23 protein-coding genes are annotated in these 26,554 nt (G+C 71.3%); 6 read left to right on the top strand and 17 right to left on the bottom strand.

Going from position 1 to position 26,554, the window contains the following annotated elements; genetic code table 11:
* Positions 1 to 34: 34 nt before the first annotated feature.
* Positions 35 to 2,986: a UPF0182 family membrane protein gene (locus C1N81_RS18935; protein WP_394438054.1), complete on the bottom strand. Its 2,952-nt coding sequence runs from the start codon at positions 2,984 to 2,986 to the stop codon at positions 35 to 37.
* Positions 2,987 to 3,129: 143 nt separating this feature from the next.
* Here C1N81_RS18935 and C1N81_RS18940 point away from each other — a divergent pair, with 143 nt between their 5' ends.
* Entirely contained in the window at positions 3,130 to 3,672 is a 543-nt protein-coding gene (locus C1N81_RS18940) for a PPA1309 family protein (protein WP_394430622.1), read from the top strand.
* A gap of 113 nt (positions 3,673 to 3,785) precedes the next feature.
* On the opposite strand, the gene C1N81_RS18945 is transcribed toward C1N81_RS18940, so the two are convergent.
* From C1N81_RS18945 to C1N81_RS18960, 4 genes are all read right to left on the bottom strand, one after another.
* Positions 3,786 to 4,874 carry a YlbL family protein gene (locus C1N81_RS18945; protein WP_394430624.1) on the bottom strand — a complete coding sequence of 363 codons (1,089 nt, stop codon included), beginning with the start codon at positions 4,872 to 4,874 and terminating at the stop codon, positions 3,786 to 3,788.
* An 87-nt stretch (positions 4,875 to 4,961) separates the two neighbouring features.
* Positions 4,962 to 5,198 carry a hypothetical protein gene (locus tag C1N81_RS18950; protein ID WP_394430625.1) on the bottom strand — a complete coding sequence of 79 codons (237 nt, stop codon included), beginning with the start codon at positions 5,196 to 5,198 and terminating at the stop codon, positions 4,962 to 4,964.
* Between the two features lie 148 nt (positions 5,199 to 5,346).
* Complete coding sequence (locus tag C1N81_RS18955; RefSeq protein ID WP_394430627.1) at positions 5,347 to 5,811, bottom strand: molybdenum cofactor biosynthesis protein MoaE; 465 nt, start codon at positions 5,809 to 5,811, stop codon at positions 5,347 to 5,349.
* A gap of 108 nt (positions 5,812 to 5,919) precedes the next feature.
* On the bottom strand, positions 5,920 to 7,035 hold the full coding sequence (locus C1N81_RS18960) for an SDR family oxidoreductase (RefSeq protein WP_394430628.1): 1,116 nt from the start codon (positions 7,033 to 7,035) through the stop codon (positions 5,920 to 5,922).
* A gap of 193 nt (positions 7,036 to 7,228) precedes the next feature.
* Here C1N81_RS18960 and C1N81_RS18965 point away from each other — a divergent pair, with 193 nt between their 5' ends.
* Both C1N81_RS18965 and C1N81_RS18970 read left to right on the top strand, forming a co-directional pair.
* On the top strand, positions 7,229 to 8,752 hold the full coding sequence (locus C1N81_RS18965; RefSeq protein WP_394430630.1) for a zinc-dependent metalloprotease: 1,524 nt from the start codon (positions 7,229 to 7,231) through the stop codon (positions 8,750 to 8,752).
* The gene (locus C1N81_RS18970; RefSeq protein WP_394430632.1) at positions 8,749 to 9,291 is read left to right on the top strand and encodes an NUDIX hydrolase; all 543 of its coding nucleotides are present in this window, start codon (positions 8,749 to 8,751) and stop codon (positions 9,289 to 9,291) included. The genes C1N81_RS18965 and C1N81_RS18970 overlap by 4 nt, the downstream gene beginning before the upstream one ends.
* 68 nt (positions 9,292 to 9,359) lie before the next feature.
* On the opposite strand, the gene C1N81_RS18975 is transcribed toward C1N81_RS18970, so the two are convergent.
* The 4 genes from C1N81_RS18975 to C1N81_RS18990 all read right to left on the bottom strand — a co-directional run bounded on the left by C1N81_RS18975 (position 9,360) and on the right by C1N81_RS18990 (position 13,199).
* Positions 9,360 to 10,115: an AIM24 family protein gene (locus C1N81_RS18975; protein WP_394430634.1), complete on the bottom strand. Its 756-nt coding sequence runs from the start codon at positions 10,113 to 10,115 to the stop codon at positions 9,360 to 9,362.
* Between the two features lie 16 nt (positions 10,116 to 10,131).
* Positions 10,132 to 10,812, bottom strand: coding sequence for an AIM24 family protein (locus C1N81_RS18980; RefSeq protein WP_394430636.1), 681 nt, complete (start codon positions 10,810 to 10,812; stop codon positions 10,132 to 10,134).
* Between the two features lie 11 nt (positions 10,813 to 10,823).
* Positions 10,824 to 12,488, bottom strand: coding sequence for a TerD family protein (locus C1N81_RS18985; RefSeq protein WP_394430638.1), 1,665 nt, complete (start codon positions 12,486 to 12,488; stop codon positions 10,824 to 10,826).
* 114 nt (positions 12,489 to 12,602) lie between these two features.
* Positions 12,603 to 13,199, bottom strand: coding sequence for a M48 metallopeptidase family protein (locus tag C1N81_RS18990; protein WP_394430640.1), 597 nt, complete (start codon positions 13,197 to 13,199; stop codon positions 12,603 to 12,605).
* 298 nt (positions 13,200 to 13,497) lie between these two features.
* Here C1N81_RS18990 and C1N81_RS18995 point away from each other — a divergent pair, with 298 nt between their 5' ends.
* Both C1N81_RS18995 and C1N81_RS19000 read left to right on the top strand, forming a co-directional pair.
* The gene (locus C1N81_RS18995) at positions 13,498 to 14,733 is read left to right on the top strand and encodes a ThiF family adenylyltransferase (protein WP_394430642.1); all 1,236 of its coding nucleotides are present in this window, start codon (positions 13,498 to 13,500) and stop codon (positions 14,731 to 14,733) included.
* Positions 14,734 to 14,800: 67 nt separating this feature from the next.
* Positions 14,801 to 16,165, top strand: coding sequence for an ABC1 kinase family protein (locus C1N81_RS19000; RefSeq protein ID WP_394430644.1), 1,365 nt, complete (start codon positions 14,801 to 14,803; stop codon positions 16,163 to 16,165).
* 18 nt (positions 16,166 to 16,183) lie between these two features.
* Here the strand turns inward: C1N81_RS19000 and C1N81_RS19005 are convergent, their stop codons facing one another.
* The 5 genes from C1N81_RS19005 to C1N81_RS19025 all read right to left on the bottom strand — a co-directional run bounded on the left by C1N81_RS19005 (position 16,184) and on the right by C1N81_RS19025 (position 20,126).
* Positions 16,184 to 16,414 carry a hypothetical protein gene (locus C1N81_RS19005; protein ID WP_394438056.1) on the bottom strand — a complete coding sequence of 77 codons (231 nt, stop codon included), beginning with the start codon at positions 16,412 to 16,414 and terminating at the stop codon, positions 16,184 to 16,186.
* Positions 16,415 to 16,546: 132 nt separating this feature from the next.
* Positions 16,547 to 16,870: a hypothetical protein gene (locus tag C1N81_RS19010; protein WP_394430646.1), complete on the bottom strand. Its 324-nt coding sequence runs from the start codon at positions 16,868 to 16,870 to the stop codon at positions 16,547 to 16,549.
* Positions 16,867 to 17,235: a WhiB family transcriptional regulator gene (locus C1N81_RS19015; RefSeq protein WP_324771169.1), complete on the bottom strand. Its 369-nt coding sequence runs from the start codon at positions 17,233 to 17,235 to the stop codon at positions 16,867 to 16,869. Before C1N81_RS19015 ends, C1N81_RS19010 begins: the two co-directional genes overlap by 4 nt.
* A gap of 187 nt (positions 17,236 to 17,422) precedes the next feature.
* Positions 17,423 to 17,746 (bottom strand): hypothetical protein, encoded by a 324-nt coding sequence (locus C1N81_RS19020; protein WP_394430648.1) that lies wholly within the window; start codon positions 17,744 to 17,746, stop codon positions 17,423 to 17,425.
* 163 nt (positions 17,747 to 17,909) lie between these two features.
* A complete protein-coding gene (locus tag C1N81_RS19025) occupies positions 17,910 to 20,126 on the bottom strand; it encodes an ATP-dependent DNA helicase UvrD2 (protein ID WP_394430650.1) in 2,217 nt (738 codons plus the stop codon).
* Between the two features lie 161 nt (positions 20,127 to 20,287).
* Here C1N81_RS19025 and C1N81_RS19030 point away from each other — a divergent pair, with 161 nt between their 5' ends.
* Positions 20,288 to 20,530 carry a mycoredoxin gene (locus tag C1N81_RS19030; protein WP_394430652.1) on the top strand — a complete coding sequence of 81 codons (243 nt, stop codon included), beginning with the start codon at positions 20,288 to 20,290 and terminating at the stop codon, positions 20,528 to 20,530.
* Positions 20,531 to 20,549: 19 nt separating this feature from the next.
* On the opposite strand, the gene nudC is transcribed toward C1N81_RS19030, so the two are convergent.
* The 3 genes from nudC to C1N81_RS19045 all read right to left on the bottom strand — a co-directional run bounded on the left by nudC (position 20,550) and on the right by C1N81_RS19045 (position 26,554).
* Entirely contained in the window at positions 20,550 to 21,509 is a 960-nt protein-coding gene (gene nudC / locus C1N81_RS19035) for an NAD(+) diphosphatase (RefSeq protein ID WP_394430654.1), read from the bottom strand.
* An 82-nt stretch (positions 21,510 to 21,591) separates the two neighbouring features.
* Positions 21,592 to 23,013, bottom strand: a complete 1,422-nt coding sequence (locus C1N81_RS19040; RefSeq protein WP_394430655.1) for a dipeptidase — start codon at positions 23,011 to 23,013, stop codon at positions 21,592 to 21,594.
* A gap of 10 nt (positions 23,014 to 23,023) precedes the next feature.
* Entirely contained in the window at positions 23,024 to 26,554 is a 3,531-nt protein-coding gene (locus C1N81_RS19045) for a UvrD-helicase domain-containing protein (RefSeq protein WP_394430657.1), read from the bottom strand.

The raw sequence follows: 26,554 nt of genomic DNA on the forward strand, positions 1-26,554 counted from the left end.
CAAACCGTACCACGGCGCGGGGGCGGCAACCGAATCAGCCGCCGTCACCGGTCTTCCCGGCGTCTGCGGAGTCACTGCCGGCCTTGGAACCATCACCGGCCTTGGCGTCGCCACCGGCCTTGGAATCGCCGTCCGCCTTGGCGTCCTTGTCGGCCTTCGTCTGCGCCTTGTCGGCACGCTGCAGGGCTTCCTGGAGCTTGTCCTGGGCCTCACCGTAGGCCGCCCAGTCGCCGTCCTGGAGCGCCTTCTGGCCGTCCTCGAAGGCCTTCTCGGCGTCGTCGAGGGCTTCCTTGACGGTGGAGTTCGCCGGTGGCTTCGTGGTGTCCCCACCGGGTTTCTCCGGCTCCGCCGGCTGCTCACCGTCCACCTCGAAGGCCTGGTTCAGCGCCTCCGGCAGGGAGTCGGCGAAGCCCATCCGGTCGCCGTACGAGACCGCGACCTTGCGCATCAGGGGGTACTCGGCGTTACGCCCCTGGGCGTAGATCGGCTCGACATAGAGGAAGCCCTTGTCGAGCGGCACTGTCAGCAGATTGCCGTATAGGACCGTCGAGTCGGCGCCCTTCATGTCACGCACCCAGTTCGCCACGGGGTTCGAGGAGTTGAGCTTGTTCTGCACCTGCTCGGGTCCGTAGACCTTGTCCTCGGTGACTCTCAGGAGCCTTATGGTCCCGTAGTCCTTACTGGTGGCGTCGGCGTCGACCGCCATGAAGGCGCGCAGGTTCGGCCGCCCGCTGGGCGTGAACGTCGTCGTCAGCGAGAACTGCTGGCTGGTCTGGCCCGGCATCTTCATGGACAGGTAGTACGGCGGGACCGCGCTGTTGTCCTTCTTCGTCGGGTCGTTGGGGACCTGCCAGGCGTCCGACGCGTTGTAGAACTGCGCCGGGTTCGTCACGTGGTACAGGCTGAGCAGCTCGCGCTGGACCTTGAACATGTCCTGCGGGTAGCGCAGGTGCTCCTTCAGGTCCGCCGGGATGGCGCTCTTCGCCTCGACCGTGCCGGGGAACGCCTTCTTCCAGGTCTTCAGGACCGGGTCGTCGTCGTCCCAGGTGTAGAGCTTGACCTCGCCCGTGTACGCGTCGACGGTCGCCTTCACCGAGTTGCGGATGTAGTTGACCTGGTTCTGCTGGGCCACCACCGCGCGCTGGTTGTCCCCCTCGTTGAGGGAGTCGGCGGTCGTGTCGCCCAGCGTCGTCCGGGACGCGTAGGGGTAGCCGTTCGACGTCGTGTAGGCGTCGACCACCCACTTGATCTTCCCGTCGACGACGGTCGGATAGGCGTCGCCGTCGATGGTCAGCCACGGCGCGACGGCCTCGACGCGCTCCTTGGGCGTGCGGTTGTAGAGGATGCGCGAACCCTCGCCGATGGCGCCCGAGTAGAGGATCTGCGGCTCGCTGAAGGCCACCGCGTACGCGGCACGGTTGACCGGGTTCGAGAGGTTGATGCCGCTCTTGCCCGCATAGCTCGTGGTCTTCTGCGTGCCGTCGTCCTGCTCGTAGTCCAGCTCCTTCTGCGGCCCGCCGACGATCGAGTACTGCGTCGTCTTCTCGCCGTAGTAGATGCGCTGGTTGTAGTCGCCCAGGTCACCGGAGGTCGGCAGGCCCGACTCGGTGAACTGCGGGGCGCCCTGCGAGGTCGACGTGCCCTTCGCCGTCACGGCGCCGTAGCCGTGCGTGTAGACGAAGTGGTCGTTGATCCAGTTGCGCTTGTCGAGCTTGCCGAGATTCAGCTCGCGCAGGCCGACGACCGTGTCCACGCCGTTGTACCGGTCCACGTCCAGGGTGGTCGGGAACTGGTAGTACTTCCGCTGCTGTTCGAGCTGCTGGAAGGTGGGCGACACGATGTTCGGGTCGTTCAGGCGGTAGCTGGCGGCCGAGTCGGAGTCGGTGCGCTGCTGCTTGGTGTCGTTCCCGCTCTTGCCGCTGTAGTCGACCGGGTCCGCATTGTCGATCCCGTACGCCTTGCGGGTCGCCTCGATGTTCTTCTCGATGTACGGGGCTTCCTTGGACTGCTCGTTCGGCTGGACCTGGAACTTCTGGACGATGGCCGGGTACAGGCCGCCGATCAGGATCGCCGAGAGCACCATCAGGCCGAAGCCGATGACCGGCAGCTGCCAGGTGCGGCGCCACAAGGTCGCGAAGAAGAGCACCGCGCAGATGACGGCGATGCAGAACAGGATCGTCTTCGCGGGCAGGTACGCGTTCGCGTCCACATACCGCAGACCCGTCCAGTTGTTGGTCGCCTTGAAGTCGCTCGACTTCACGGTGAGCCCGTACCGGTCGAGCCAGTACGCGACGGCCTTCAGGGCCACGAACACGCCCAGCAGGACGGAGAGGTGCCCCGTCGCGGCCGCGGTGGCGCGCGCCCCCGGGCTGGTGACCCGGAGCCCGCCGTACAGGTAGTGCGTCAGCGCGGCGGCGACCAGGCCGATGACGGTGGCCGCGAAGCCGAAGCCGAGCAGGAAGCGGTACCAGGGCAGGTCGAACGCGTAGAAGGACACGTCCAGGTGGAACTGGGGGTCCTTCTGGTGGAACGGCACCCCGTTCACGAACATCAGCCATGTGCGCCACTGGCCCGCGGCCGAGGCGCCCGCGATGAGGCCCACCAGGGCCGTGATGCCGAGCAGCAGCCACTTCTTGAAGGGCGCGATGCCCATCCGGTAGCGGTCGAGGCTCTGCTGCTCCATCGACATGGCGCTCAGCGGCGGGCGCAGCCGGTGCGCCAGCCAGATGTTGACGCCGACGGCCAGCGCCATGAGCAGTCCGAAGACGAAGAACAGTCCGATCTTCGTCCACAGCGTCGTCGTGAAGACGGACGAGTAGTCGACCGATCGGTACCAGAGCCAGTCCGTCCAGAATCCGGCGAACATGACGAAGGCCATGCCGAGCACGGCCAGGACGCCCAGCGTCAGCAGCAGCGTCCGGGCCCGCCGTGACGGGCGGCCCACTCTGATCCGCGGCCCCGTCGGGCCTCCGCCGCGGTCCGGCATCTGGAAAGCCAAGGTGCGCACCTCGAAGTTGAGTAATCGATCGGTCGGCCGGGCCCCCGAGATCGAGAACCCATCACCTATGCAACTTACTCACGCTTTACTCAGTTCCCGGTTCGGGGGAGGAACGAGGCAGGATTGTGACCATGTCCAACACTCCCATGGCAGCGAGCCCCCTCACCCGGGCCGTACTCGAGATCGACGAGTACGCCTCCGGCCTCGGCTGGGACCAGCCCGCTCGCCTCTTCGCCCTTGTCGACACCGCCGCCCTGCGCGCCCAGGAACCCGCTCTCGCCTCCCAGCTCGGTCTGGACGGCGAACAGGAGAGCACCGGCTACACCCCGATCGAGCAGGACGAGATCCCCGCGGGCAAGGCGCTGGACGAGTTCCTGGGCACCATCGCCTGGCCGGACGCCGTCGTGGGCTGCGCCCTGACGGTGGAGCGCCTCATGCTGCCGCCGTCGGCCGAGGCGAGCGTCCCGGAGGGCCTCAGCGACAAGAAGCTGGCCGCCTGGGTCGCCGAGCACCCGGACCGCCAGGAGGTCCGCATGACGGTCGGCGTGCTGCGCGACGGCTCCCGCGACTCGGCGCTGCGGCTGCGCGAGAAGGACTCCTCGACCGAGGTCCTGACCGGCTCCCAGCTGGTGCCGGGGCTCGCGGAGGCGCTGTCGGCTACGTTCGCCGAGTAGCTCTCGCACGCCTACGCGCGCGTAGGCGGCCTGTACAGAGACGCGAAGGGGCGCGCCGGAGACTCCGGCGCGCCCCTCTCCGTGGCTGTCGTCAGCTCTTCTTCAGCTCTTCGTCAGCTCTTCGCCGAGCACGTGGGCAGGTCGCCGGTCTTCCCTTCGCGGATGTCCTTCAGGGCGTCCATGGCGTCGTCGATGGTGTCCACCTTGACGAGCGTCAGGCCGTCCGGGACGTCCTTCGCGGCGGTGGCGCAGTTGTCCTTCGGCGTCAGGAAGTACTGCGCGCCCTTCTGCCGGGCGCCGACGGTCTTCATGCCGATGCCGCCGATCGGGCCGACCTTGCCGTCGTCGTCGATGGTGCCGGTGCCGGCCACGAACTTTCCGCCGGTCAGGTCGGTCGGCGTGAGCTTGTCGACGATGCCGAGGGAGAACATCAGGCCCGCGCTGGGTCCGCCCACGTCGGCGAGCTTGATGTCGATCTGGAACGGGAAGGTGTGGTCGGTCCCGGCCTGGATGCCGACGATGGCGCGGTCGTCGTCGGCCTTGGCCGTCTTGATGGTGACCTTCTCCGTGCGGGTCGCCTCCTTGCCCTCCTTCTCGGCGGCGGCGGCCTCCTTGGCGGGCACGACGGTGAAGACGACGTTCTCGCCCGCCTTGTGCTTGGTGACCAGCTTCGCCACGTCGGCGGGCTTGGTGACCTCGGTGTCGTCGACGGCCTTGACGACGTCACCGGCGTGCAGCCGGCCCTCGGCGGGGCTGTCCTTGACGACCGTGGAGACGATCACCCAGGACTTCACGGGGATCTTCAGCTCGTTCAGGGCGGCGACCTTGGCGCTCTCCTGGGACTGGCTGAACTCCTCGGCGTTCTCCTGCGAGGACTGCTCCTCGGTCTGGCCGTCCGGGTAGAGCGTGTCGTGCGGGACGACGATGTTGTCGTGCGCCAGCCAGCCGTAGACGGCCGAGACGAGGTTCATGTTGAAATCGGCGCTGGTGACACGGACCGTCGTCATGTTCAGGTGGCCGCTGGCCTCGTACGTCTTGTGCCCGGAGATCTGGATCACCGGTTCGCCCTCGTGGTCCCCGAGGGTGTTCACCGTCGGCCCCGGCGACATCTCCGCGTAGGGCACTTTGATGAGCACCCCCGCGCAGAGCAGCGCGATCAGCAGCAGGGTCGAGGCGAGCATCGTCGCGGTGCGGCGTGGCATGGAACGACAGTACGGGACGTGCCTGTCGGCGCACCTGTGGGGCCGGACCGTGCGGGGCCGACGCCCCGTCAGGTCCTGCAGGTCGCCTCAGGTCCCGGAGTCGGACCGCTCCAAGGCCTCCGACCGCTCCAGGGCCTCGGCCCTCTCGATGGCTTCGGCCCTCTCCATGGCCTCGCGCTTCTCCATCGCCTCACGGAAGCGCGCGTAGCCGGTGAGTTCGCTGTGGTCGCCCGTCTGCTGACGGCGCCGACCCGCCCAGGTGCCCCACAGGGCGGCCCCGACCCCGGCGAAGACGGGAATCAGCAGCCACATGAGCGCCCCCATGCCGACCTCCCGATCCCGTGTGCGACCGCAATTGACTGATCAGCAGACTAACCGTCCTCGGCGTCAACCGTCACAGCAGGGGTGCCGTTTCGCAACCGGAACCACACGGTGAGCACAACGGGGGTGAGCTCAACGGGGGCCAGCAGCGTCAGCAGGCCCCGACCCACTCCTCGGTCCCGTCGGAGAACGTCTGGTGCTTCCAGATGGGCACTTCGTGCTTCAGGTCGTCGATGAGCTTGCGGCACGCCTCGAAGGCCTCGCCGCGGTGCGGGCACGACACGGCGACCACGACGGCCAGATCGCCCACGGTCAGATCGCCGACCCGGTGGACGGCCGCCAGGGCGCGCACGGGGTACTCCGCGACGACCTTCGCCGCCACCCGCCGCATCTCCGCCTCGGCGGTGGGGTGGCAGGAGTAACCGAGCCGGTCCACGTCGGCCCCGCCGTCGTGATTGCGCACCGTCCCGACGAAGAGCGCGGTGCCGCCCGCCGCGTCGTCCCCGACGGCCCGGAAGACCTCGTCGAGGGAGAGGGGCGTCTCACGGATGGCGAGCAGCGTGATCGGGTCCTGTGCCGCCTGCTCGCCCGGGTGGTCGTGCTGGGTGGGTGCCATGCGCTCATCGTGCCGTACGCCGCCGACAACCGTGAATAGCGCTTTCACCCGGCACGCGCGCGTGGCGGGTTGGAGCCTTCTACGACTCCATGGGCGGTTGCCCTGCCCTCAGATGCGCCGCCGCGCCTTGCGCACCCGCCGGACGACCGCCGCCGTACCGAGGAGCGCCACCGTCGCGCCCGCGGCCCCGGCCGCCGTCGCGTCCTTGCGGCCGAGGCGCCGGCCCGCGACCGTGCGCCGCCCCGCGACCTCTTCGAGGAGTTCGGCGAGGACCTCCTCGTTGGTCCAGCGGGGCCGCCACCCGGCGTCGTGCAGCCTGCTGCCGCTGACGACCCAGGGGTACATCGTGTAGGCCAGGTCACCGGCCGGGGAGGGCGTCAGGCCGATGCGGTGCAGCCGCGCGGCGGCGCCGAGCGCGACGGTGGAGGGCAGCTCCATGCGCCGGATGCCGCTGAGCTCCTCGACCTCCTCCTGTTCGAGCCAGCCGTCACAGCCGACCGCGAGCTCCCCGTCGACCTTCTCCAGGACCGCGTACTCCAGGGCGCTGCACAGGTCCTCCACGTGACAGAACTGCCAGGCGGGCCGCGAGCCGGCCACCACCAGGAGGCGCGGCGACTCGAAGTAACGTGTCAGGGCCGTGTCGGTGCCGCCGCCCACGAGCACGGCGGGGCGCACCACGGTCACGTTGAGCCCGGGGTGCGCGCGCGGGGCGCGCCGGGCGAGCCGTTCGATCTCCAGCAGGTCGCCGACGCCGGTGGCCTCCGCGGTGGCGCGCAGCTCGGCGTCCTCGGAGAGAGGCAGCTCATTGTCGTCGAGCGCGCCGTAGACCATCGCGGAGGTGCACAGCACGACGCGGTGCACCCCGGCCGCGGCGGCCGCGGTCAGGACGGTCTGTGTGCCGCGCACGTTGTACGCGGTGCGGGCCGCCGGGTCCGACTCCAGGTCGAGGTCGAGAGCGAGGTGGACGACGACGTCCGCGCCGCGCAGCTTCTCGGCGATGGCCGGATCCCGTACGTCCAGGACATGCCAGGTCGCGGAGGAGCACTCGCCGCGCCGCTCGTCGATGGCGAGCACCTGCTTGATCGCGTCGGAGGCGGCGAGCCGCTCGGTGAGCTGGGCGCCGACGCCGGACGCGGCACCGGTGACCGCGACGACGGGGCCGCGCTGTCCTGGACTGGTCGAAGGGTTTCGCGCTGCGCGAACCTGCGGATCTGGGGAACTCACCCGGCGTCTCCAGCGGTTGTCTTCAGTACGAACGTGTATGACGCGTACGTACCAGGAGGCATCCATCCTGCCGCAGTACATGAGTCGGCGAAGCACCGAGGCCCGATCCCGTCACGGTGTCTACGCTGGGTGTGTGTAAGTCGGGCAGTCGCCGCCGGGAGAGAACCGGTGGCCTTACCAGCCGAGGAATCCCGTGAGTGACACCCCATTTGGTTTCGGCCTTCCGCCGGAGGAGCCGGAGGACGGCGACGAGGGCAAGAAGAAGGACCAGCAGGGCGGTGGCGGTCAGGGACCTGCCAACCCGCTCGGATTCGGTTTCCCGGGCCTGCCGGGCGCCGGCGGACCCGGCGGCGCGGGCGGGGACAACCCGTTCGCGGCGATGTTCGGTTCGATGAACCCGAACGACCTGGGAGCGGCGTTCCAGCAGCTCGGCCAGATGCTCTCGTACGAGGGCGGCCCGGTGAACTGGGACATGGCCAAGGACATCGCCCGTCAGACCGTCTCCCAGGGCACGCAGGACGGCGTGAAGGACGCGAGCGTCGGCCCCGCCGACCGCACCGCGGTCCAGGAGGCCGTCCGCCTGGCCGACCTGTGGCTGGACGACGCCACGTCGCTGCCGTCGGGCGCCGGCACCGCCGTGGCGTGGAGCCGCGCCGAGTGGGTCGAGGCGACCCTGCCGGTGTGGCGGGAGCTCGTCGACCCGGTCGCCGAGCGCGTCGGCCTCGCCATGGGCGACGTCCTGCCCGAGGAGATGCAGGCCATGGCGGGCCCGCTCATCGGCATGATGCGCTCCATGGGCGGCGCCATGTTCGGCTCGCAGATCGGGCAGGCCCTCGGCGTGCTCGCGGGCGAGGTCGTGGGCTCCACCGACATCGGCCTGCCGCTGGCCCCGGCCGGCAAGGCGGCGCTGCTTCCGCTGAACATCGAGGCGTTCGGCAAGGACCTCGGTATCCCCAAGGAGGAGGTCCGCCTCTACCTGGCGCTGCGCGAGGCCGCCCACCAGCGGCTCTTCACGCACGTGCCGTGGCTGCGCTCGCACCTGTTCGGCGCGGTCGACGGGTACGCGCGCGGGATCAAGGTCGACACCTCGAAGCTGGAGGACGTGGTCGGCCAGTTCGACCCGCAGAACCCGGAGCAGCTGCAGGACGCGCTCCAGCAGGGCATGTTCCAGCCGGAGGACACCCCGGAGCAGAAGGCCGCCCTGGCGCGCCTGGAGACGGCTCTCGCGCTCGTGGAGGGCTGGGTCGACGCCGTCGTCCACGCCGCCGCCAAGCCGCGCCTGTCGTCCGCCGACGCGCTGCGCGAGACGCTGCGCCGCCGCCGCGCCTCCGGCGGCCCGGCCGAGCAGACGTTCGCGACGCTGATCGGTCTGGAGCTGCGCCCGCGCCGCCTGCGGGACGCCTCGCGCCTGTGGGCCTCGCTCACGGACGCGCGCGGGGTCGACGGCCGGGACGGCCTGTGGGAGCACCCGGACATGCTGCCGACCGCCTCGGACCTGGACGACCCGGACGGCTTCGTCCACCGCGAGCAGATGGACTTCTCGGAGCTGGACAAGATGCTCGGCGAAGCGGCCGGCGGCCCGTCCACCGCCAAGCCTGCCGAGGGCGCGGCCGACCCGGACGGCGCAGACCGTTCGGGCGACAAGGGCGGCGACAGCGACAGGCGCGGAACAGGCGACAAGGGCGAAACAGACGGCAAGGACGACACCGACAAGTGAGCCTGTACGACGACGCGGTCCTCGTGCTCAAGAGCTACGAGGACCAGGCCGAGCTGCGCCAGGCCTACCTGGACCACCTCGCCGCCCATGGTGAAGCCGCGATGTGGAAGCCCTGCACCGCGGGCCACCTGACGGCGAGCGCGCTGGTGATCGACCCCGAGCGCGGGCGCGTCCTGCTCACGCTGCACAAGAAGCTGCAGATGTGGCTCCAGATGGGCGGGCACTGCGAGCCGGGCGACCCGACGCTGGCCGCTGCGGCGCTGCGGGAGGCGACCGAGGAGTCCGGGATCGCGGGCCTGACGCTTCTTCCGGGCGGCCCGGTCCGCCTGGACCGGCACCCCATCCCGGGGCCCTGCACGCAGCATCTGGACACGCAGTACGCGGCCCTCGCCCCGGCTGGCGCCACGGAGGCGATCAGCGACGAGTCGCTGGACCTGCGCTGGTTCCCGTACGACAAGGTCGCGGAGGTGGCCGACGCGTCGGTGGTGCGCCTGGTGGAGGCGACCCGCACGCGCCTCCAGGGAGCGATGGGCGCGTAGGTACATGGGCGCATGTGTAAGGGGCGGGCACCGTAGTGCCCGCCCCTTACAGGCGCCCTTGCGTGGCGTCAGCCCCAGACGTTGCCCTGGTTCTGGCCGCGGGCGCCCTGCTGTCCCATGCCGTACTGGGCCGCGATGCCCTGCCCCATGACCGCGTTCTGCGGCGGCAGCAGCTCGCTCGGCTGGACGAGCGCGTAGCCGTGCCCCATGAAGCTCAGCTCCCAGCCCTCACCGGTGTTGCCGCGGCGGCGCCAGACGCCCGAAGAGTGCGTCTGCGCCTGCATCTGCACCCGCAGCCCGGTCGACCAGGCGACGACGGCGTCCGCGTCGGCGTTGACGTACTTGTCGGGCGTGACCTGGAGCATCAGCGGCTGGCCCGACGTCATCAGGGCGACCTTGCCGTGGCCGGTGATGTTGAGCTGGTACTTGCCCGAGCCGGAGATGCCGAACTGGCTGTCGACCGCGATGACCTCGTGGTGCAGCGCCGAGTCCATGGCGAGGACGTAGCTGCTGTCGACGGTCAGTCCGTCCTGCTCGACATCGACCACGTGGATGTACTGGGCGAGGTTCGCCAGGTAGACGGTGCCCTGGCCGTGGCACCGCATGAGGTCGAGACCTTCGCCCGTGTACGCGCGCGAACGGCGCTGCCCGGACGTCTGGACCTCCCCGTCGAACTCCAGCAGGCCCTGGTAGGCGACCATCGAGCCCTTGCGGGCGAGAAGGTCGTCGTGGCCGTCCAGGGCGACCCGCAGCATCTGCGGGTTCTGCGCCGTGTAGCGCTCGTGGGTCTGCTGCTCGTTGTACGCGAAAAGCGGGCTCTGCATGGTGGTTCGCTCCCCCTCAGCCCCGTGCTCGGAGACGGTCGGTGCTGTCCTCACTGGGCTGGACGACGACGATGCCCTCCCCGGAGAAACCCATCTGGTAGGCCTCGCCGCTGCCGCGCCCGATGAGCGAGCCGGCCCGGAAGCTGCGCTTGCCCTTCACCTTCAGCGTCGGTGACCAGGCGATCAGCGCGTCCGGGTCGACGTACGTCTCGTCCTCGCCGCGACCGCAGTCGACGACGATGGGGGTGCCGCGCGAGGTCAGGGCGACGTGCCCCTGCCCGCTGACCTTGATGTTCCACAGGCCCTGCCCCGCGAACTTGGCGAGGCCCTTCACGCGCTCGACGCCCCACTGCAGGTGCGCGTCGAAGGCGAGCAGGTTGGTGCCGTTGACGGAGATCGAGTCTCCGCCGAGGTTGATGACGACGACGTCCGCCCCGTAGTCGGCGAGGTACAGCAGGCCGTCGCCGGAGCACTTCATGAGGGGCGCGCCCTCGCCGGTGATCCAGTCGCGCGCGATCTGGCGCACGGCGGGCGGGTTCGGCTCGTACTGGACGAAGCCTTCGTAGGCGACCATCGAGCCCACGCGCGCGTAGAGGTCGTTTCCGGTCTGCATGGCGACCTTCAGCATGTTGCTGCCGTGGTTCTCCATGCGGGCGGCTACCGGGGTCGGGGCGAAGCCCGCGAGTGGCTGGTTCATGACGGGCTCCCTCAGACCTCGTACGGCTGGACGACGATGAAGTTGCCGGGTGCGCCCCGGAACTGGAGGTTCACGCTCTCCCCGCTGTCCCCGGGGTAGGCGTTGCGGCGCATCCGGACCTGGCTGGAGACGATCGCCTGGGCGGCGGCGGACCAGGCGACGACCGCGTTGCAGTCGGCGAAGGTCGTCGGCGTCACCGGCAGCACGACGGGCGTTCCGTGCGTCTTCACGACGACGGTCCCCGTGCCCTGGAACTGCAGCACGAACAGGGCGCCGCCGGGGATGCCGTGCCCCTCGATCCTGCGCACCTCGTGCTGGAGGCTCTCGTCGAAGGCCAGGACGTTCTCGGCGGAGACGCAGATCGCGTCGCCCTGCAGCTCGATGGGGTGCAGGTAGGTGGCCTCCTCGGCGAGGAAGACCTGGCCGCGCCCGGTGCAGCGCATCAGCTGCATCTCCTGGCCGGTGGCGTTGCCGACAATGCGGCCCGCGAAACCCGCGCCCTTGTAGCTGAATTCCACCTTGCCCTGGTAGAGCACCATGCTGCCCTGCCGGGCGAGGACGGGCTGGTCCCCGGCGGCCCCGAGGTCGACACGGATCAGCTTCTTGTTCTGCAAAGTCCAGCGCTGCCCGGTGGGCGCCTCACGGAACTTCTCGAGCGCGGCCGCGACGCCCGGGGTTCCGGCCTGCTGCGGAATGCCCTGAGGGGCGCCGTACGGGGAGGGAGCGGCGGGCGGCTGTCCATAGCCGGGCGGCTGGGCGTAGCCGGGTGGCGCGGACGGTGCCTGCGGCGGCTGCCCGTAGCCGGGCGGCAGGCTCGCGCCGCCCTGGCCGGGTACCTGGCCGTACGAGGGCTGCTGTGGCGGCTGCTGGCCGTACGGGGCGGGGGCCGGAGGCGGCGGCACCGAGCCCGGCGGGGTGGTCAGCGGCGCGATGACGGTCGGGGCCGCGTGCACCGGGGGCGCCGCCGGAGCCGGAGCGGGCGGGGGCGTCTGCGGCTGCGGGCTCTGGGGCGGCGCGGGCGCCGGGGCCGAGGGTGCGCCGAAGGAGGGCGCGGGGGCCGGTTCCGCGGCGGGTGCCGTCGGCGCGGCGAAGGCGGGCGGCGCGAAGCCGGGAGCCTCCGCGGACTGCTGCGGCGCGGCGGGCTCCTCCTCGGCGACCTCCCCGCCGAAGTTCCGCAGCAGCGCCTCCAGGCCCCCGTCGAAGCCCTGGCCGACCGCGGCGAACCGCCACACGTCCTTGAGGTAGAAGTCGCCCAGCATCACCGCGCGCTCGGTGGAGAACTCACCGCCGTGGAAGGAGTACCGGGCAACCTCCTCGCCACCGGCGACAATCCGGATGTACCCGGGCGCCACCTGCGACATCTGCCCCGCGCCGTCGATGGTCGCCGTGAACGACAGCTTCTGGACGGCCGCCGGGATCTTGTCGAGGGTGACGCGGAACGACTCCGTGTCACCGGCCTGCGCGCCGAGCAGCTGGACGGATTCCTCGGGCGTCTTGGGCTGGTTGAAGAAGACGAAATACCGGTCGTCCGACAGCCGTTCCTCGGCGTCGAGCCCGAAGCAACTGATGTCGAAGGTCAGTCCGGGGCCGCTGATCTGCACGCCGACGTACAGATCCGTGCCCGCGGTGAGGTCGCTGATCTTGGCCTTGTGGCCGCGTTGGAATTCCCTGGCCATGCGTAACGACCGTCCCCCATCCCGATGGTGATTGCGTCGCGTCAGGCTAACTGCAAACGCCAGGGGCGGAAGAAGTCGGTACAGCCCTGGTACAGAACCGGTCCCGTGGGACGGTCACTCCCCGCGCGCGGGCGGCAGATGCGGAAGACGTTCCGCCGCGACCACTCCTTCGAGGTACCCGCGGGCCCGCTCGGTCCGCGGGTACGCCTCCAGGAGCCGCCAGAACCGCGGCCCGTGACCGGGCACGAGGAGATGCGCCAGCTCATGGACGAGCACGTAGTCGACGACGTACTCCGGCATGCCCTGCAGTCTGTGCGAAAGGCGGATGCTGCCCTCCGCCGGGGTGCAGGAGCCCCATCGGGTGTTCTGGTTGGTGACCCAGCGCACCGAGGTCGGGCGGGCCTTGCCGTCGAGGTACTGCCCGGAGAGGCGCTCGGCGCGCTCGACGAGTTCGGCGTCGCCGAGGACCCGCTTGCTCTCCTGCGCCGCGAGCTTGTCGAGCATGACGGTCACCCAGCGCTGCTCCTCGGCCTCCGACATGCGGGCCGGGATGAGCACCACGGTGCGGTCCCCCTCGCGGTAGGCGGAGACCGTCCTGCGGCGCCGGGCGCTCCTGCGGACCTCGACCGCGCTCACTCCCGGGCCGCCCGGCGGCGGACTGGTCGTGCTGCGCTGCGGTTTCGTGGCACGGTGCAGAGGGTCGGCGGGCACGCCCCGACGTTACCGGTTGCGCAGGGCGGAAGTCCCGTCTCCGGAACGGTTCGGTGCGCTGTCGCGGAACTGGTCAGTGCGTGGTCGTGGAACTGTTCGGCGCGTGGTCGTGGAACTGTTCGGCGCGGCGTGCGGACTGTGCGGCGCTGCGTGGCGGGCGTGTTCGGTGGGCTGCCGGCACCGCCGCTCGATTAGTACGACTATCACCCCCAGCCTGTGGACAACTTTCGGCACGGTTCGCGCCCGGGGAGCATGCTGGCCATCGATCGACAGACGGCTCGGCACGGGGGACACAGCTATGCATCCGCTCTTGAAGCCCGCGCTGCGGCGCGGTTGGCACGACCTGAACACGGTGCAGTTCGGGCTCACCCCGGCACACGCCGTGGTGCTCGGCCCGGTCGACACGGCGACGGGCAGCTTCCTGACCCTGCTGGACGGGACGCGGGGCGTGCCACTGCTGCGGGAGGAGGCCCAGCGGATGGGCCTGCCCGACGGACATGTGGAGGCGCTTCTGGAGCGGCTGAGCGGCGCGGGACTGCTCGACGACGCCACAGGAGGCGGGCCGGCCGCCCGGGCGCTGCGGAAACAGACCCAGGTGATGGACCGGCTCCGCCCCGATCACGCGGCACTGACGGTGACTACGGCGGGGCCCGCCGAAGCGGCGCGGAAGCTCGCGGCCCGGCACCGCATGAGGGTGCAGGTGCGGGGCGCCGGGCGCGTGGGAGCCCTGGTGGCCTCCGTCCTCGCCGCCGCGGGCGTGGGCCATGTCGACGTGCGGGACGGCGGCTGCGTCGAGCCGTGGGACGTGGCGCCGGGCGGACAGCCGGCGGAGGCGGTGGGCGAGCGCCGGGACGTGTCGGCGCGCCAGGTGGTGCGCGCTTCGGCGCCTGCGCGGCCCCCGCGCCCCGACCGGCGCAGGACACAGGCGTCATCGGTGAGCCGGGAGCGGGAGGAATCCGCGAACCGGGAGCAAGAGGAGTCCGCCAGCCGAAGGCAGGAGGAGTTCGCGAGCCTGGAGCTAGAGGAGTCCGCACTCTCCCTCGTGATCATCGCGCCGCGTGACGGGCTCGCGGTCCACTCCCCCGCCCCGGCAGCCGCCGAGGACCTGATCGCGGCGGGCATCCCGCATCTGTACGCCGGCGTGGTGGAGGCCACCGGGATCGTGGGCCCCCTCGTCCTGCCGGGCGGCACCGGCTGCGCCCACTGTCTGCTGCTCGGGCGCACGGAGCGGGATCCCACCTGGCCCCGGTTGCTCGCGCAGTGGGGCTCGGGTCGGGCGAGCCGCCAGATCCAGGCCTGTGACGTGGCGCTCGCCACCGCGGTCGCGGGTCTCGCCGCGGCCCACGGGCTCGCTTTCCTGGACGGGGAGCTGCCGTCGTCCACCGGGGCGCGCTGGGAGACGGCCGCGCCGGGACTCGACTGGCATGCCCGCCCGGTCTGGCCACACCCGCACTGCTCCTGCGGTGCGGGTGAGGGAGGTAACGGGAAGGAGACCTCCGTGGAGCGAGGGCCGCACGACACAATGGCGGTGTAAGCAACGGCTGACGGCGTCATGACGCCTGGGCATGCGCGGCACGGCTGTCCGGCACTTGGAGGGGTGTATGTCTGATCTTCCCCGAAAGGCGGTTACCCGTACCGCCAAGCTGGCCGCACTACCGATCGGCTTCGCCGGCCGCGCGACCTGGGGCATCGGCAGACGCATCGGCGGCAAGTCCGCCGAGATCGTCGGCCGCGAGCTGCAGCAGCGCACGGCCGACCAGCTCTTCAAGGTCCTCGGTGAGCTGAAGGGCGGGGCGATGAAGTTCGGGCAGGCGATGTCCGTCTTCGAGTCCGCCCTGCCGGAGGAGGTCGCCGGTCCCTACCGGGCCGCGCTGACCAAGCTGCAGGAGGCGGCACCGCCGATGCCGACGCGCACCGTGCACGCGGTGCTCAAGGAGCGGCTCGGCGCGCGGTGGCAGGAGCTGTTCCTGGAGTTCGAGGACAAGCCGTCGGCGGCGGCCTCCATCGGCCAGGTGCATCACGCCGTGTGGCACGACGGGCGCGAGGTCGCCGTGAAGGTGCAGTATCCGGGCGCCGGTGACGCACTGCTCTCGGACCTCACGCAACTCAGCCGCTTCGCCCGCCTGTTGGGGCCGCTCATACCCGGTATGGACATCAAGCCGCTGATCGCCGAGTTGCGCGACCGGGTGACCGAGGAGCTGGACTACGAACTGGAGGCGCGGGCCCAGCGGGCGCACGCGGAGGAGTTCGCCGACGACCCCGATGTCGTGGTGCCGGACGTCGTGCACCAGAGCGAGCAGGTCCTGGTCACGGAGTGGATCGACGGGACACCGCTCGCCGAGGTCATCAGCGGCGGGAGCGAGGAACAGCGGGATCGCGCGGGCCAGTTGCTGGCGCGGTTCCTCTTCTCGGGTCCGGCGCGCACCGGCCTCCTGCACGCGGATCCGCACCCGGGCAACTTCCGGCTGCTGCCGGACGGCGAGGACGGCTGGCGGCTGGGCGTCCTGGACTTCGGCACCGTCGACCGGCTGCCGGGCGGCCTGCCCGCCACGATCGGCCGCGCCCTGCGGATGACGCTCGACGGCGAGGCCGTCGCCGTCTATCAGATGCTGCGCGAGGAGGGCTTCGTCCGGGAGTCGATCGAGCTCGAACCGGATGCGGTGCTCGACTACCTCCTGCCGATCATCGAGCCCGCGCAGGTGGAGGCGTTCACGTTCACCCGTTCCTGGATGCGCAACCAGGCGGCGCGGATCGCCGATCCCCGTTCTCCCGCCCACCAGTTGGGCAAGCGGCTCAACCTGCCCCCGGCGTACCTCCTGATCCACCGGGTCACGCTCAGCACGATCGGGGTCCTGTGCCAGCTCGGCGCCACGGTGCGGCTGCGGGATGAACTGGAGGCGTGGGTGCCCGGGTTCCTGACGGAGGCGGAAGAGGAGCCCGAGCAGGAACCGGCAGCGGAGGCCTGAGCACCGGCCGCGGCGCGGTCACCACCAGTCGGAGTCGAGCCGGGCCTCGATGGCCCTGATGTGCTCGCGGGCGCAGGCCTCGCACACGTACCGGCCCACCCCGTCCTCCACGGAGTACGACCAGGTCAGCGGTGTGCCCTGCGCACGCGTGCCGCACCGGGCGCACACGACGTACTGCCGGTCGTTCGCCCGCTGGTCAGTCGCCCGCTGGTCGTTCGGCTGCGCGGAGCCCCCGCCTGGAAGAGACATCACTCCGCGACGATAACGCCATATACCGATGATCGTCCGGTACAACGCACCGCGGGGACCGGCCCTCTCGGACCGGCCCCCGCGAACTGCGTGACAGGTGGCGCCGCGTGCCGGCTCGGCCGCGTCGGCGTCCTACTGCATGACGGCCTGGGCGAGCGCCCGCCGGGCGCGCAGCGAGGCGCGCTCGGCACGCCGCTGCATGCGGCGGGCGACCACCAGGCGCAGGGCCTGGCGCTCGGCATGGGCGTCCCGCAGCTGCTCGTGCATATGCGCACGGGCCAGGGCTTCTGGGATGAGTTGCATCTGACGGGTCCTGTTCTGACGCGAGTCGTGCGCGTCGGACGTGGGAAAGTCTGGAATCGCGGAGCCGGTGGGCTCGCTCGTGGACGGCTTCATCGGGGCCTGCTTCTTGGGGTCGTGCGTCAGGGGGCGGTCGATCGTTCCTCGGGTGTTCATGCCGCGACCGGGTTCTTGCGCGGGCGGCCACGCGGCCGCTTCCGGGCGACGACGACACCCTGGACGAACAGCTCCCCACCCCAGACGCCCCACGGCTCACGCCGCTCCTTGGCGCCGGCGAGGCAGGCCTCCATCAGCGGGCAGGTGCGGCAGAGCGACTTGGCGTACTCGACATCCGCCGGCGACTCCGCGAAGAAGACCTCGGGGTCGTAGGCACGGCAGGGGACGGGCACGCCGAGGTTCTCGATGGCGTCGTCGAGCGCGGTGAGCGCAGTCAGCGGGTTCAAGGTGGTGTCCTCCGTGGGGACGGGCGGGGGAAGAGGGTCCGAAGGCGGTACGGACGGGGCGTGCGCTTCGAGTTGCACGGTGGTGTCTTCCTCGTCTGGTTGTTCCGGCGGGTGTGCCGGGTGGCGGTGGTACCGGGTTCAGTTCTTGTCCCGAGGCCCCTTCGAGCCGGTTCCTCGGAAGATCGCTGGTTCTTCCGGGAAAACAGAAGGGCCGCGGATCCCGGGTGGGGTTCCGCGGCCCTGAAGGCGCCTGCCTGATCGTCGATCAGGCTGGATCGCTCCAGGGTTCGAGCCCACGGAAGGCCCACATCGTGTGGTGCTGCGTCGTCTGCTTCCGGAATCCGGCACCGGCCGCCGCGAAGGCATAGGCCTGAGCCTGTGCCGCCGCTACTGCTTCCGGTGCCTTGGTCGGTCGCTCATTGCCCTCGCGAATGGGAAGACCCGCGAGAGACAGACCGGACTCCGGACGCATGGCGCTGACGCCAGACAGACCGGTGCCCAGGTTCGAGAAGCCGAGCAGGCAGGAAGCGACGACCGAGCGATCGGTCATTTTCACGGTGGTGCTGGAGCTGGTGTTGATGCTGATCACTGGAATCGCCTCCTCTCGGCGTCTAGGGGACCGGGGTGAACCGGTCCGACGGCTTGTAAGTACAGCACGAAACCAGCGCCTCCGAGAAGGCCGCTGCTTTCGTGCTTAAGAACCTATGGGGATCGCTGGGGCATGCGCAAACTATTTTTTCGACGAGTTTCCCTCAGTCCCCCTCGGGAGCCTCTGTCTGGTGGTCCTCCAGCACCTGACCTGCGCAAATGGCCAGCACATCCGATCCGTGGGCGCGAAACTTGCGCACACCGACGCCCGGGACGCGGGACAGCTCGGCCTCGTCCTCCGGCGCGGCTTCGGCGATCGCGATCAGCGTCTTGTCGGTGAAGACGCAGAACGCGGGCTGGCCGAGGGCGGCCGCCGTGCGCGCGCGCCACTCGACAAGGCGCTCGTAGACCCCCTCGTCCATGTCAGAGGGGCAGTCCTCGCAGCGCATCAGCTTCATCTCGACCGCTTCGAGCGTGCGCCCGCAGACCCGGCAGCGCGCCACCTTCCGGGCGCCTCTGCGGCGGACCGCGCCCGGCGGCTCGGCGGCGCCCGGCCGCGCCCCGTGCTCGACGCCGCCGCGGCCCCCGCCGCCGCTCCGGCCGACCGAGCCGGTGGAGCCGGGCCGCAGACCGTCGAGGAAGCGGCTGGCTCTGCGGGTGGGGCGACCGCCGGGCGAGCGGGACAGCGCCCACGAGAGGCTCAGGTGGTGGCGGGCGCGGGTGACGCCGACGTAGAGCAGCCGGCGCTCCTCCTCGACCTGTTCGTCGGTCTTGGCGTAGGTGATCGGCATCATGCCCTCGGCGAGACCGACGAGGAACACGACGTCCCACTCGAGGCCCTTCGCCGCGTGCAGGGACGCGAGGGTGACGCCCTCGACGGTCGGGGCGTGCTGGGTGTTGGCGCGCTCGTCCAGCTCGGTCACGAAGTCGGCCAGGGCGGCGGCGGGCTCGGCACGCGCGTACTCCTCGGCCAGCCGGGCGAGCGCCGCGAGGGATTCCCAGCGGTCACGCACCGCGCCGGACCCGGCCGGGGCCTCGGTCGTCCAGCCCTCACCGGAGAGGACCGCTCTGACCTGGGAGGGCAGGTCGACGGCGTCGTCGAACTCCGTGTCGTTCTGTCCGAAGCGCGCGGCTGCCCGCAGCCTCCGGTGCGCCTTGCGGACCTCGTCCCGCTCGAAGAACCGCTCCGCCCCGCGCAGCTGGTAGGGCACTCCGGCGTCGGCGAGCGCCTGCTCGTAGATGCCCGACTGGCTGTTCGTGCGGAAGAGGATCGCGATCTCGCCCGCGGAGACTCCGGAGGCGATCAGCTCGCGGATGCGGCGCGCCGCACCTTCGGCCTCGGTGGGCTCGTCGGCGTACTCGGTGTAGACCGGCTCGGGTCCGCTCTCGCGCTGCGAAATCAGCTCCAGGCGGTGCTCGGCGGCGCGGCCGCCTGCGCGCGCCAGGACCCCGTTGGCGAGGTGGACGACCTGGGGCGAGGAGCGGTAGTCGCGGACGAGTTTGACGACGGTGGCGTCGGGGTGGCGGGTGCGGAAGTTGAGCAGGTGGTCGGGGGTGGCGCCGGTGAAGGAGTAGATCGTCTGGCTGGCGTCGCCGACGACGCAGAGGTTGTCCCGGTCGCCGAGCCACAGGTCGAGCAGGCGCTGCTGGAGGGGGCTGACGTCCTGGTACTCGTCGACGACGAAGTGCTGGTACTGGGCCCGGACCTGGTCGGCGATGTCGTGCCGGTCCTGGAGGATGCCGACGGTGAGCAGCAGGACGTCCTCGAAGTCGATGACGGAGCGGTCCCGCTTGAGGGTTTCGTAGTTCGCGTAGATCTGGGCGATCTCGGCCGGGTGGCGGACGGTCTCCCGCCCGGCCTTGTGCGCCGCGGCCGCGTAGTCCCCGGGGACGGTCTGGGTGACCTTGGACCACTCGATCTCCCCGGTCACGTCCCGCAGCTCACCGCGGTCGAGACGCACCCCGCAGGCGGTCGCCGCGTCGGAGACGAACTGGATCTTGCGGTCGAGGAGCCGGGGCAGCTCGCCGCCGACGGCCTTGGGCCAGAAGAACTGGAGCTGGCGCAGGGCCGCCGAGTGGAAGGTGCGGGCCTGGACCCCGCCCGCCCCCAGCTGGCGGAGGCGGCCGCGCATCTCGCCCGCGGCGCGGTTGGTGAAGGTGACGGCAAGCACACTGGCGGGCTGCAGGATCCCGGCGCGGACCCCGTAGGCGATGCGGTGGGTGAGCGCGCGCGTCTTGCCCGTGCCGGCGCCCGCGAGCACGCACACCGGACCGTGCAGGGCCGTCGCCACGGCGCGCTGCTCGGGGTCGAGCCCGTCGAGCACCTCGTCGGCCGTCTGCGGGACCTGTGGGAACAGGGTGGAGTGCGTTGCTGCTGTCACCCCGCCATGCTGCCAGGTCGTCGGGGACGGGTGCGTCGCGTTGTCCACAGGCGGCCGGTGTTAGTCGTACTAATGCGGTCGACGCGCGGGAATGGCGGGGCCGTCGCTCGCGTTCGTCTGATTGCGAACACGCACCCCAGCCCCGAAGGAGCGCGAGGAACATGCCGGGCACTGTGACGATGTACAGCACCACCTGGTGCGGCTACTGCCAGCGACTGAAGAAGCAGATGGCGCGCGAGGGCATCGAGTACACCGAGATCAACATCGAGCAGGACCCGGAGTCCGCGGCCTTCGTCGAGAAGGCGAACGGTGGGAACCAGACGGTTCCCACCGTTCTCTTCGACGACGGTTCGACGCTGACCAACCCCTCGTTGGCGCAGGTCAAGCAGAAGATCGGCGTCTGAGGCCGCTACCGGCGGGCGCTCACAGGGCGTCGCTGGGCTTCGGCAGGGGCTCGCCGTACCAGAGCTCGATCAAGCGGGCCGCAATCGAGATCCCGTAGGGAGGCATGACCTCCCCGGTCTCGAAGGCGGCCCGCAGGTCGTCGCGGGAGAACCAGCGCGCCTCGTGGATCTCGTCACCGTCGACATTGATCTCCGTCGACGTGGCGTGGGCCATGAAGCCGAGCATGAGGCTGGAGGGGAACGGCCAGGGCTGGCTGGCCACGTAGGAGACGTCCCCGACGAGGACGCCCGCCTCCTCGAAGACCTCGCGGCGCACCGACGCCTCGATGGACTCCCCGGGCTCCACGAACCCGGCGAGCGTCGAGAAGCGGCCCTCCGGCCAGTGCACCTGGCGGCCGAGGAGGATGCGGTCCTGCGCGTCCATGACGGCCATGATCACGGCCGGGTCGGTGCGCGGGTAGTGCTCGGCCCCGCAGGCCGGGCAGCGGCGGATGTGGCCCGCGGCGGCGATGACGGTGCGTTCGCCGCAGCGGGAGCAGAAGCGGTGCAGGCGCTGCCAGTTCTCCAGGGCGACCGCGTGCACCATGAGGCCGGCGTCGCGCTGCGACAGCAGGAGACCCGCTTCGCGCAGGCCCGCGGGGCGCGCTGACTGGTCCATGCGCCCCGGGAGGCTGTCCTTCTGGAGCGCGAAGTAGCTCACGCCGTCCTCGTCGGTGCCCAGGAAGTACCTGTGAGCCTCGGTGAGGGGCGCTTCGAAGGCCGGGGTCATGACCAGTTCCGTCGCGCCGTCCGGTGTCTCGTCGATGAGCACCTGACCGCCGGAGACCACGAAGACGCGGGTCGAGGGGTGGCTCCAGGCCGCGGCGAGCCATGCCTCGTCGAGGCGGTGGTGTGCGGCGCGGTCGATCCCACTCGGCGCGGCAAGCGTCAGCGGGCGGCCCGCGGCGAGGTCGGCGGTGCGGTCGGTCCAGGTGGTCACAGGTGCTTCCAACTCCCCCGGTCGTGAAAAGGGTGGTTCGGCAAGTGGTTCGACGGGTCGTGCGGCGGGGGCGGGGCTCCGTTCAGTGCGCATCCGTCCAGTTCTCCGCGAGGTCGCCCCACAGGTAGGCGGTGGTTTCGACGCCCTTCATGAGGAGGTCGAGCTCGACCTTCTCGTTCGGGGCGTGCCAGCCGTCGGAGGGGACGGAGATGCCCAGGAAGAGCACGGGGGCGGCCAGGACGTCCTGGAGGTCGGCCGCCGGGCCAGAGCCGCCTTCGCGCGTGTAGCGGATCTTCTGCTCGAAGGCGCGGCCCATCGCCCGTACGACGGACTGCAGGGCCGGGTGGTCGAGCGGGGTCAGACACGGCCGGGTGGCGGCGCCGAAGGTGATCGTGTGGCCGATCCCGGCGGGCAGCTGCTCGGCGACCCAGGCGGTGATCGCCTTCTCGACGTGGTCGGGGTCCTGCCCCGCGACCAGCCGGAACGACAGCTTCAGCATGGCGGAGGACGGCACGATGGTCTTGCCGCCGGGGCCCTGGTAGCCGCCCCCGATCCCGTTGACCTCCGCCGTGGGCCGGGCCCAGATGCGCTCCAGGGTGCTGTGTCCGGCCTCGCCGTGCGTGGCATGGGACTTGGCGGTGCGCAGCCACTGGTCCTCGTCGAAGGGCAGCTCCGCGAAGAGCGCGCGCTCCCGGTCGGTGAGTTCCTGGACGCCGTCGTAGAAGCCGGGAACGGCCACGCGCGCGTGCTCGTCGTGGAGCGCGGCGACGAGGCGGGCGGCGGCGGTCGCCGGGTTCGGGACGGCGCCGCCGAACGATCCCGAGTGGATGTCCTGGTCCGGGCCGCGCAGCTCGATCTCGCAGTCGGCGAGGCCCCGCATGCCGGTGCACACCGTGGGGGTGTCCTCGGACCACATGCCGGTGTCGGAGACGATCACGGCATCGGCGGCAAGGCGGTGCTTGCGGCTCTCGACAAGGGCGCGGAAGTTCGGCGAGCCCGACTCCTCCTCGCCCTCGATGAGCAGCTTGAGGTTGACGGCGGGGGTGGTGCGGCCGGTCACGGCGAGGTGGGCGCGCACGCCGAGTGTGTGAAAGAACACCTGCCCCTTGTCGTCGGCGGCACCGCGCGCATGGAGCCGATTACCGATGACGACGGGGTCGAAGGGGTCGGTGTCCCAGCCGTCCTCGCGGGCGGCGGGCTGTACGTCGTGGTGTCCGTAGACGAGCACCGTGGGCGCCGCGGGGTCCCCTGAGGGCCACTCCGCGAAGACGGCGGGGGCGCCCGGTGTCTCCCACACCTCGGTGGTCGGGAAGCCGGTCGCGGCCAGCTGTGCGGCCAGCCAGTCGGCGCTGCGCCGCACGTCAGGAGCGTGATCGGGCTGGGCGGAGACGGAGGGGATCCGCAGCCAGGCCGCGAGGTCGTCGAGGAACGCCGCTCGGTTGTTCTCGATGTGGGCACGGACGGTGCTGACCACGCTGTCAGCGTTCTCGACGGGCTTGCTCATGCTCACGAGCCTAGTCCCCCGCCGGAGCGTGCTCGGCCGTCGGCTCCTGGACGGAGTCGCCCGGCGCCGGTGGCTCCTGGGTGAGCAGTCGCTCCAGCTCCGCGCGGCCGGGCAGCCGCCGGGGCCGGACCGTCTCCCCGCTGCGTACGTAGACGAAGGCGGCGCTCACCGACTCCAGGGGCACGCCTTGCCGCTCGGCCCAGGCGAGCCGGTAGACGGCGAGCTGGAGGGGGTCACCGTTGTGCTGGTGGCCGGTCTTCCAGTCGACGATCTCGTACGTCGCCTCGTCGCCTTCGCCCTGTTTGTAGACGGCGTCGATGCGGCCGCGCACGACACGGTCCGCGACGGCCAGCTGGAAGGGCAGCTCGATCCGGTAGGGGGTGCGGTGCGCGTACGGGGTGCGCTCGAAGGCCTCCTTGAGCGCCTCCAGGTCCTGCTCGTCGGCGACCTCGGCGTCGCTGCCCGGCAGCTCCTCCGGGTCCAGCATGGGAAGGCGCAGCTCTTCGAATCGGGCCTCGATCCAGGCGTGGAAGCGGGTGCCGCGGCGGGCCGCCGGCTGGGGCGGGCGCGGCATGGGCCGGGCCAGCTCCTGGGCGAACCCGTCGGGGTCGGCGGCCAGGCGCAGCACCTGGGACGCCGTGAGCGAGTGCGGCACGGACACCTCGCGCACTCCGGCGCGGGCGCGCAGCAGCTCGCCCGTGAGGGCGTCGAGATCGCGGTCCCAGGAGGCGATGGTGCGGGCCTCCTCCGCGGTGAGCGAGGGCTCCGGGGCGGGGTGCGGGACGGCCGGGACGGTGGGTTCCCCCGAGGGCTCCGGCACGCGCGCGTGGGAGGGCGGTTCCGGCGCCGGATGCGGGACGGCGGGCCGTTCGGTGGGCAAGGCGTCCCAGTCGTCGGGCGGCTCCTCGGCGAACGCCTCGTCCGCGAAGGGCGGTTCCTCGTCGTCGGGCGGGGGCGGCCAGTCCGGGTCCTCGAACGGGGGCTCGGTGTGCGCGGCGGGATGCGTCTGCGTGTGCGCGCGGCCCTCGGCCGGATCGGCGGCGCGCTCCACATGGGCGAGCACCGTGTCGGCCGCCGCGCGGCGGCGTGCCAGGGACGCTTCGTCGAGCGGCAGGGGCCAGGCGTGCTCGGCCGATGCCTCCTGGAGGGCCGGGTTCTCCGCGTCCTCCTCGGGCTCGTCGGCCCAGGCCTCGATCTCGCCGTACCCGGCGGCGCAGTGCTCGTACAGCGCCTGGAGGAAGTCGGACGGGCCGCGCCGCTTCTTCTGCGAAGGTCCCCACCAGTGGCCGGAGCCGAGCAGCAGGGTGCGGGGGCGCGTGAAGGCGACGTAGCCGAGGCGCAGCTCCTCGGTGTGCTGGTGGTCCTTCATGTCGGCGTGGAACGCCTTCATGCTCCGGGAGTCCCACGCCTCCACGTCGGGCAGAGTGGCGGCGTCGCCGCGCAGTTCGTGCGGCAGGACCTTGCCCTGCGCGGTCCACTTCTCGCGCCCCTGGCCGCTGGGGAAGGTGCCGTTGACGAGCCCGGGGACGGCGACGACGTCCCACTCCAGGCCCTTGGACTTGTGGGCGGTGAGCACCTTCACGGTGTTCTCGCCGCCAGGCAGCGCGTTGTCGAGCCCCTTCTCGTACTGGGCGGCGGTGCGCAGGAAACCCAGGAAGGCGAGCAGGGACGCCGAGCCGTCGTGGGCCGCGAAGGAGGCCGCTATGTCGAGGAAGTTGGACAGGGTCTCGCGGCGGCGGGCCGCAAGGGCGTGCGGGGACGCGGAGAGTTCGACCTCCAGACCGGTGACGGCCAGCACGCGGTGCAGGACGTCCATGAGCGGGTCGGACAGGGAGCGGCGCAGCTCGCGCAGTTCGGTGGCGAGCCGGGCGAAGCGCACGCGCGCGTCCGGGGAGAAGGGCAGCCCGTCGTCGTCCCCGTCGGCCTCGACGGAGGTCTCCAGGAAGGTGTCGAGCGCGTCCGCGAGCGATATCACCTCGGACGGGTCGACGCCTTCGACGGCCTCGGCCAGGCGCCGGTCGGGATCGTCCTCGTCGCCCCCGCGCGCGTGGGAGACGAGCAGGCGGGCCCTGCGCCCGAGGAGGGCGAGGTCGCGGGGGCCGATGCGCCAGCGCGGGCCGGTCAGCAGCCGCACCAGCGACGCGTTGGCCCCCGGGTCCTGGAGCACCTCGCACACGGCGACGAGATCGGCGACCTCGGGAAGGTGGAGCAGACCCGACAGGCCGACCACCTCGACGGGGATGTCGCGGGCGACGAGGGCGCCCTGGATCTCGGCGAAGTCGGTCGCGGTGCGGCACAGGACGGCGATCTCACCCGGCTCCTTGCCGGTCCGGACGAGGTGGGCGAGGGAGTCGGCGAGCCAGGCGATCTCCTCGCTGTGGGTGGCCAGGAGGGCGCAGCGCACGATGCCGTCCCGCTCGGCCCCCGGGGCGGGCCGCAGGGCCTGCACGCCCGCGTGCATCGCGCGCAACGGCTCGGCGAGGCCGTTGGCCAGGTCCAGGAGGCGGCCGCCGCTGCGCCGGTTCTCGCTGAGCGCGAAGCGGGTGGCGGGGCGGCCGTCGGTGTACGCGAAGTGGTGCGGGAAGTCGTCGAGGTTGGCGACCGAGGCACCGCGCCATCCGTAGATCGCCTGGCAGGGGTCGCCCACAGCGGTCACGGCGTGGCCGGTGTCGCCGCCGAACAGGCCCGCGAGAAGGATGCGCTGGGCCACGGAGGTGTCCTGGTACTCGTCGAGCAGGACGACGCGGAACTCGTCGCGCAGGATCTCGCCGACCTCGGGGCGGGTGCTCGCCAGGGTGGCCGACAGGGCGATCTGGTCGCCGAAGTCGAGGACGTCCCGGGCCCGCTTCGCCTCCCGGTAGCGGCCCACCAGCTCGGTCAGTTCGAGGCGAGCGGCGGCGGCTTCGGGCACCTTGCGCAGGTCCGCGTTGCTGAGTTTGACGCCTTCGAGGGAGCGGAGCAGCTCATGGTCGTACGCCCGCAGCCGGTCCGGCCGTACGAGGTGCTCGGCCAGCTCGGCGTCGAGCGCGAGGAGGTCGCTGACGAGGTCGGCGAAGGAGCGGGTGAGGGCGGGGTAGGGCCCCGGCGCCTCGCGCAGCACGCGCGCGGCGAGCTGGAAGCGGGTGGCGTCGGCGAGCAGCCGCGTCGTCGGTTCGAGGCCGATGCGCAGCCCGTGATCGGTCAGGAGGCGCCCGGCGAAGGCGTGGTACGTGGAGATCACGGGCTCACCCGGCGGGTGGTCCGGGTCGATGGTGTCGGGGTCGGTGACGCCCGCCTTGACGAGGGCCTTGCGGACGCGCTCGGCCAGCTCGCCTGCCGCCTTGTTGGTGAAGGTGAGGCCGAGGACCTGCTCGGGCGCGACCTGTCCGGTACCGACCAGCCAGACCACGCGCGCCGCCATCACCGTCGTCTTGCCGGATCCGGCCCCGGCCACGATCACCTGCGGGGCGGGCGGCGCGACGATGCAGGCCGTCTGCTCCGGCGTGAACGGGATGCCGAGGAGCTCTTTGAGCTGCTCGGGGTCGGTGAGGCGGGAGGTCAC

Source organism: Streptomyces sp. SGAir0957, assembly GCF_043523415.1.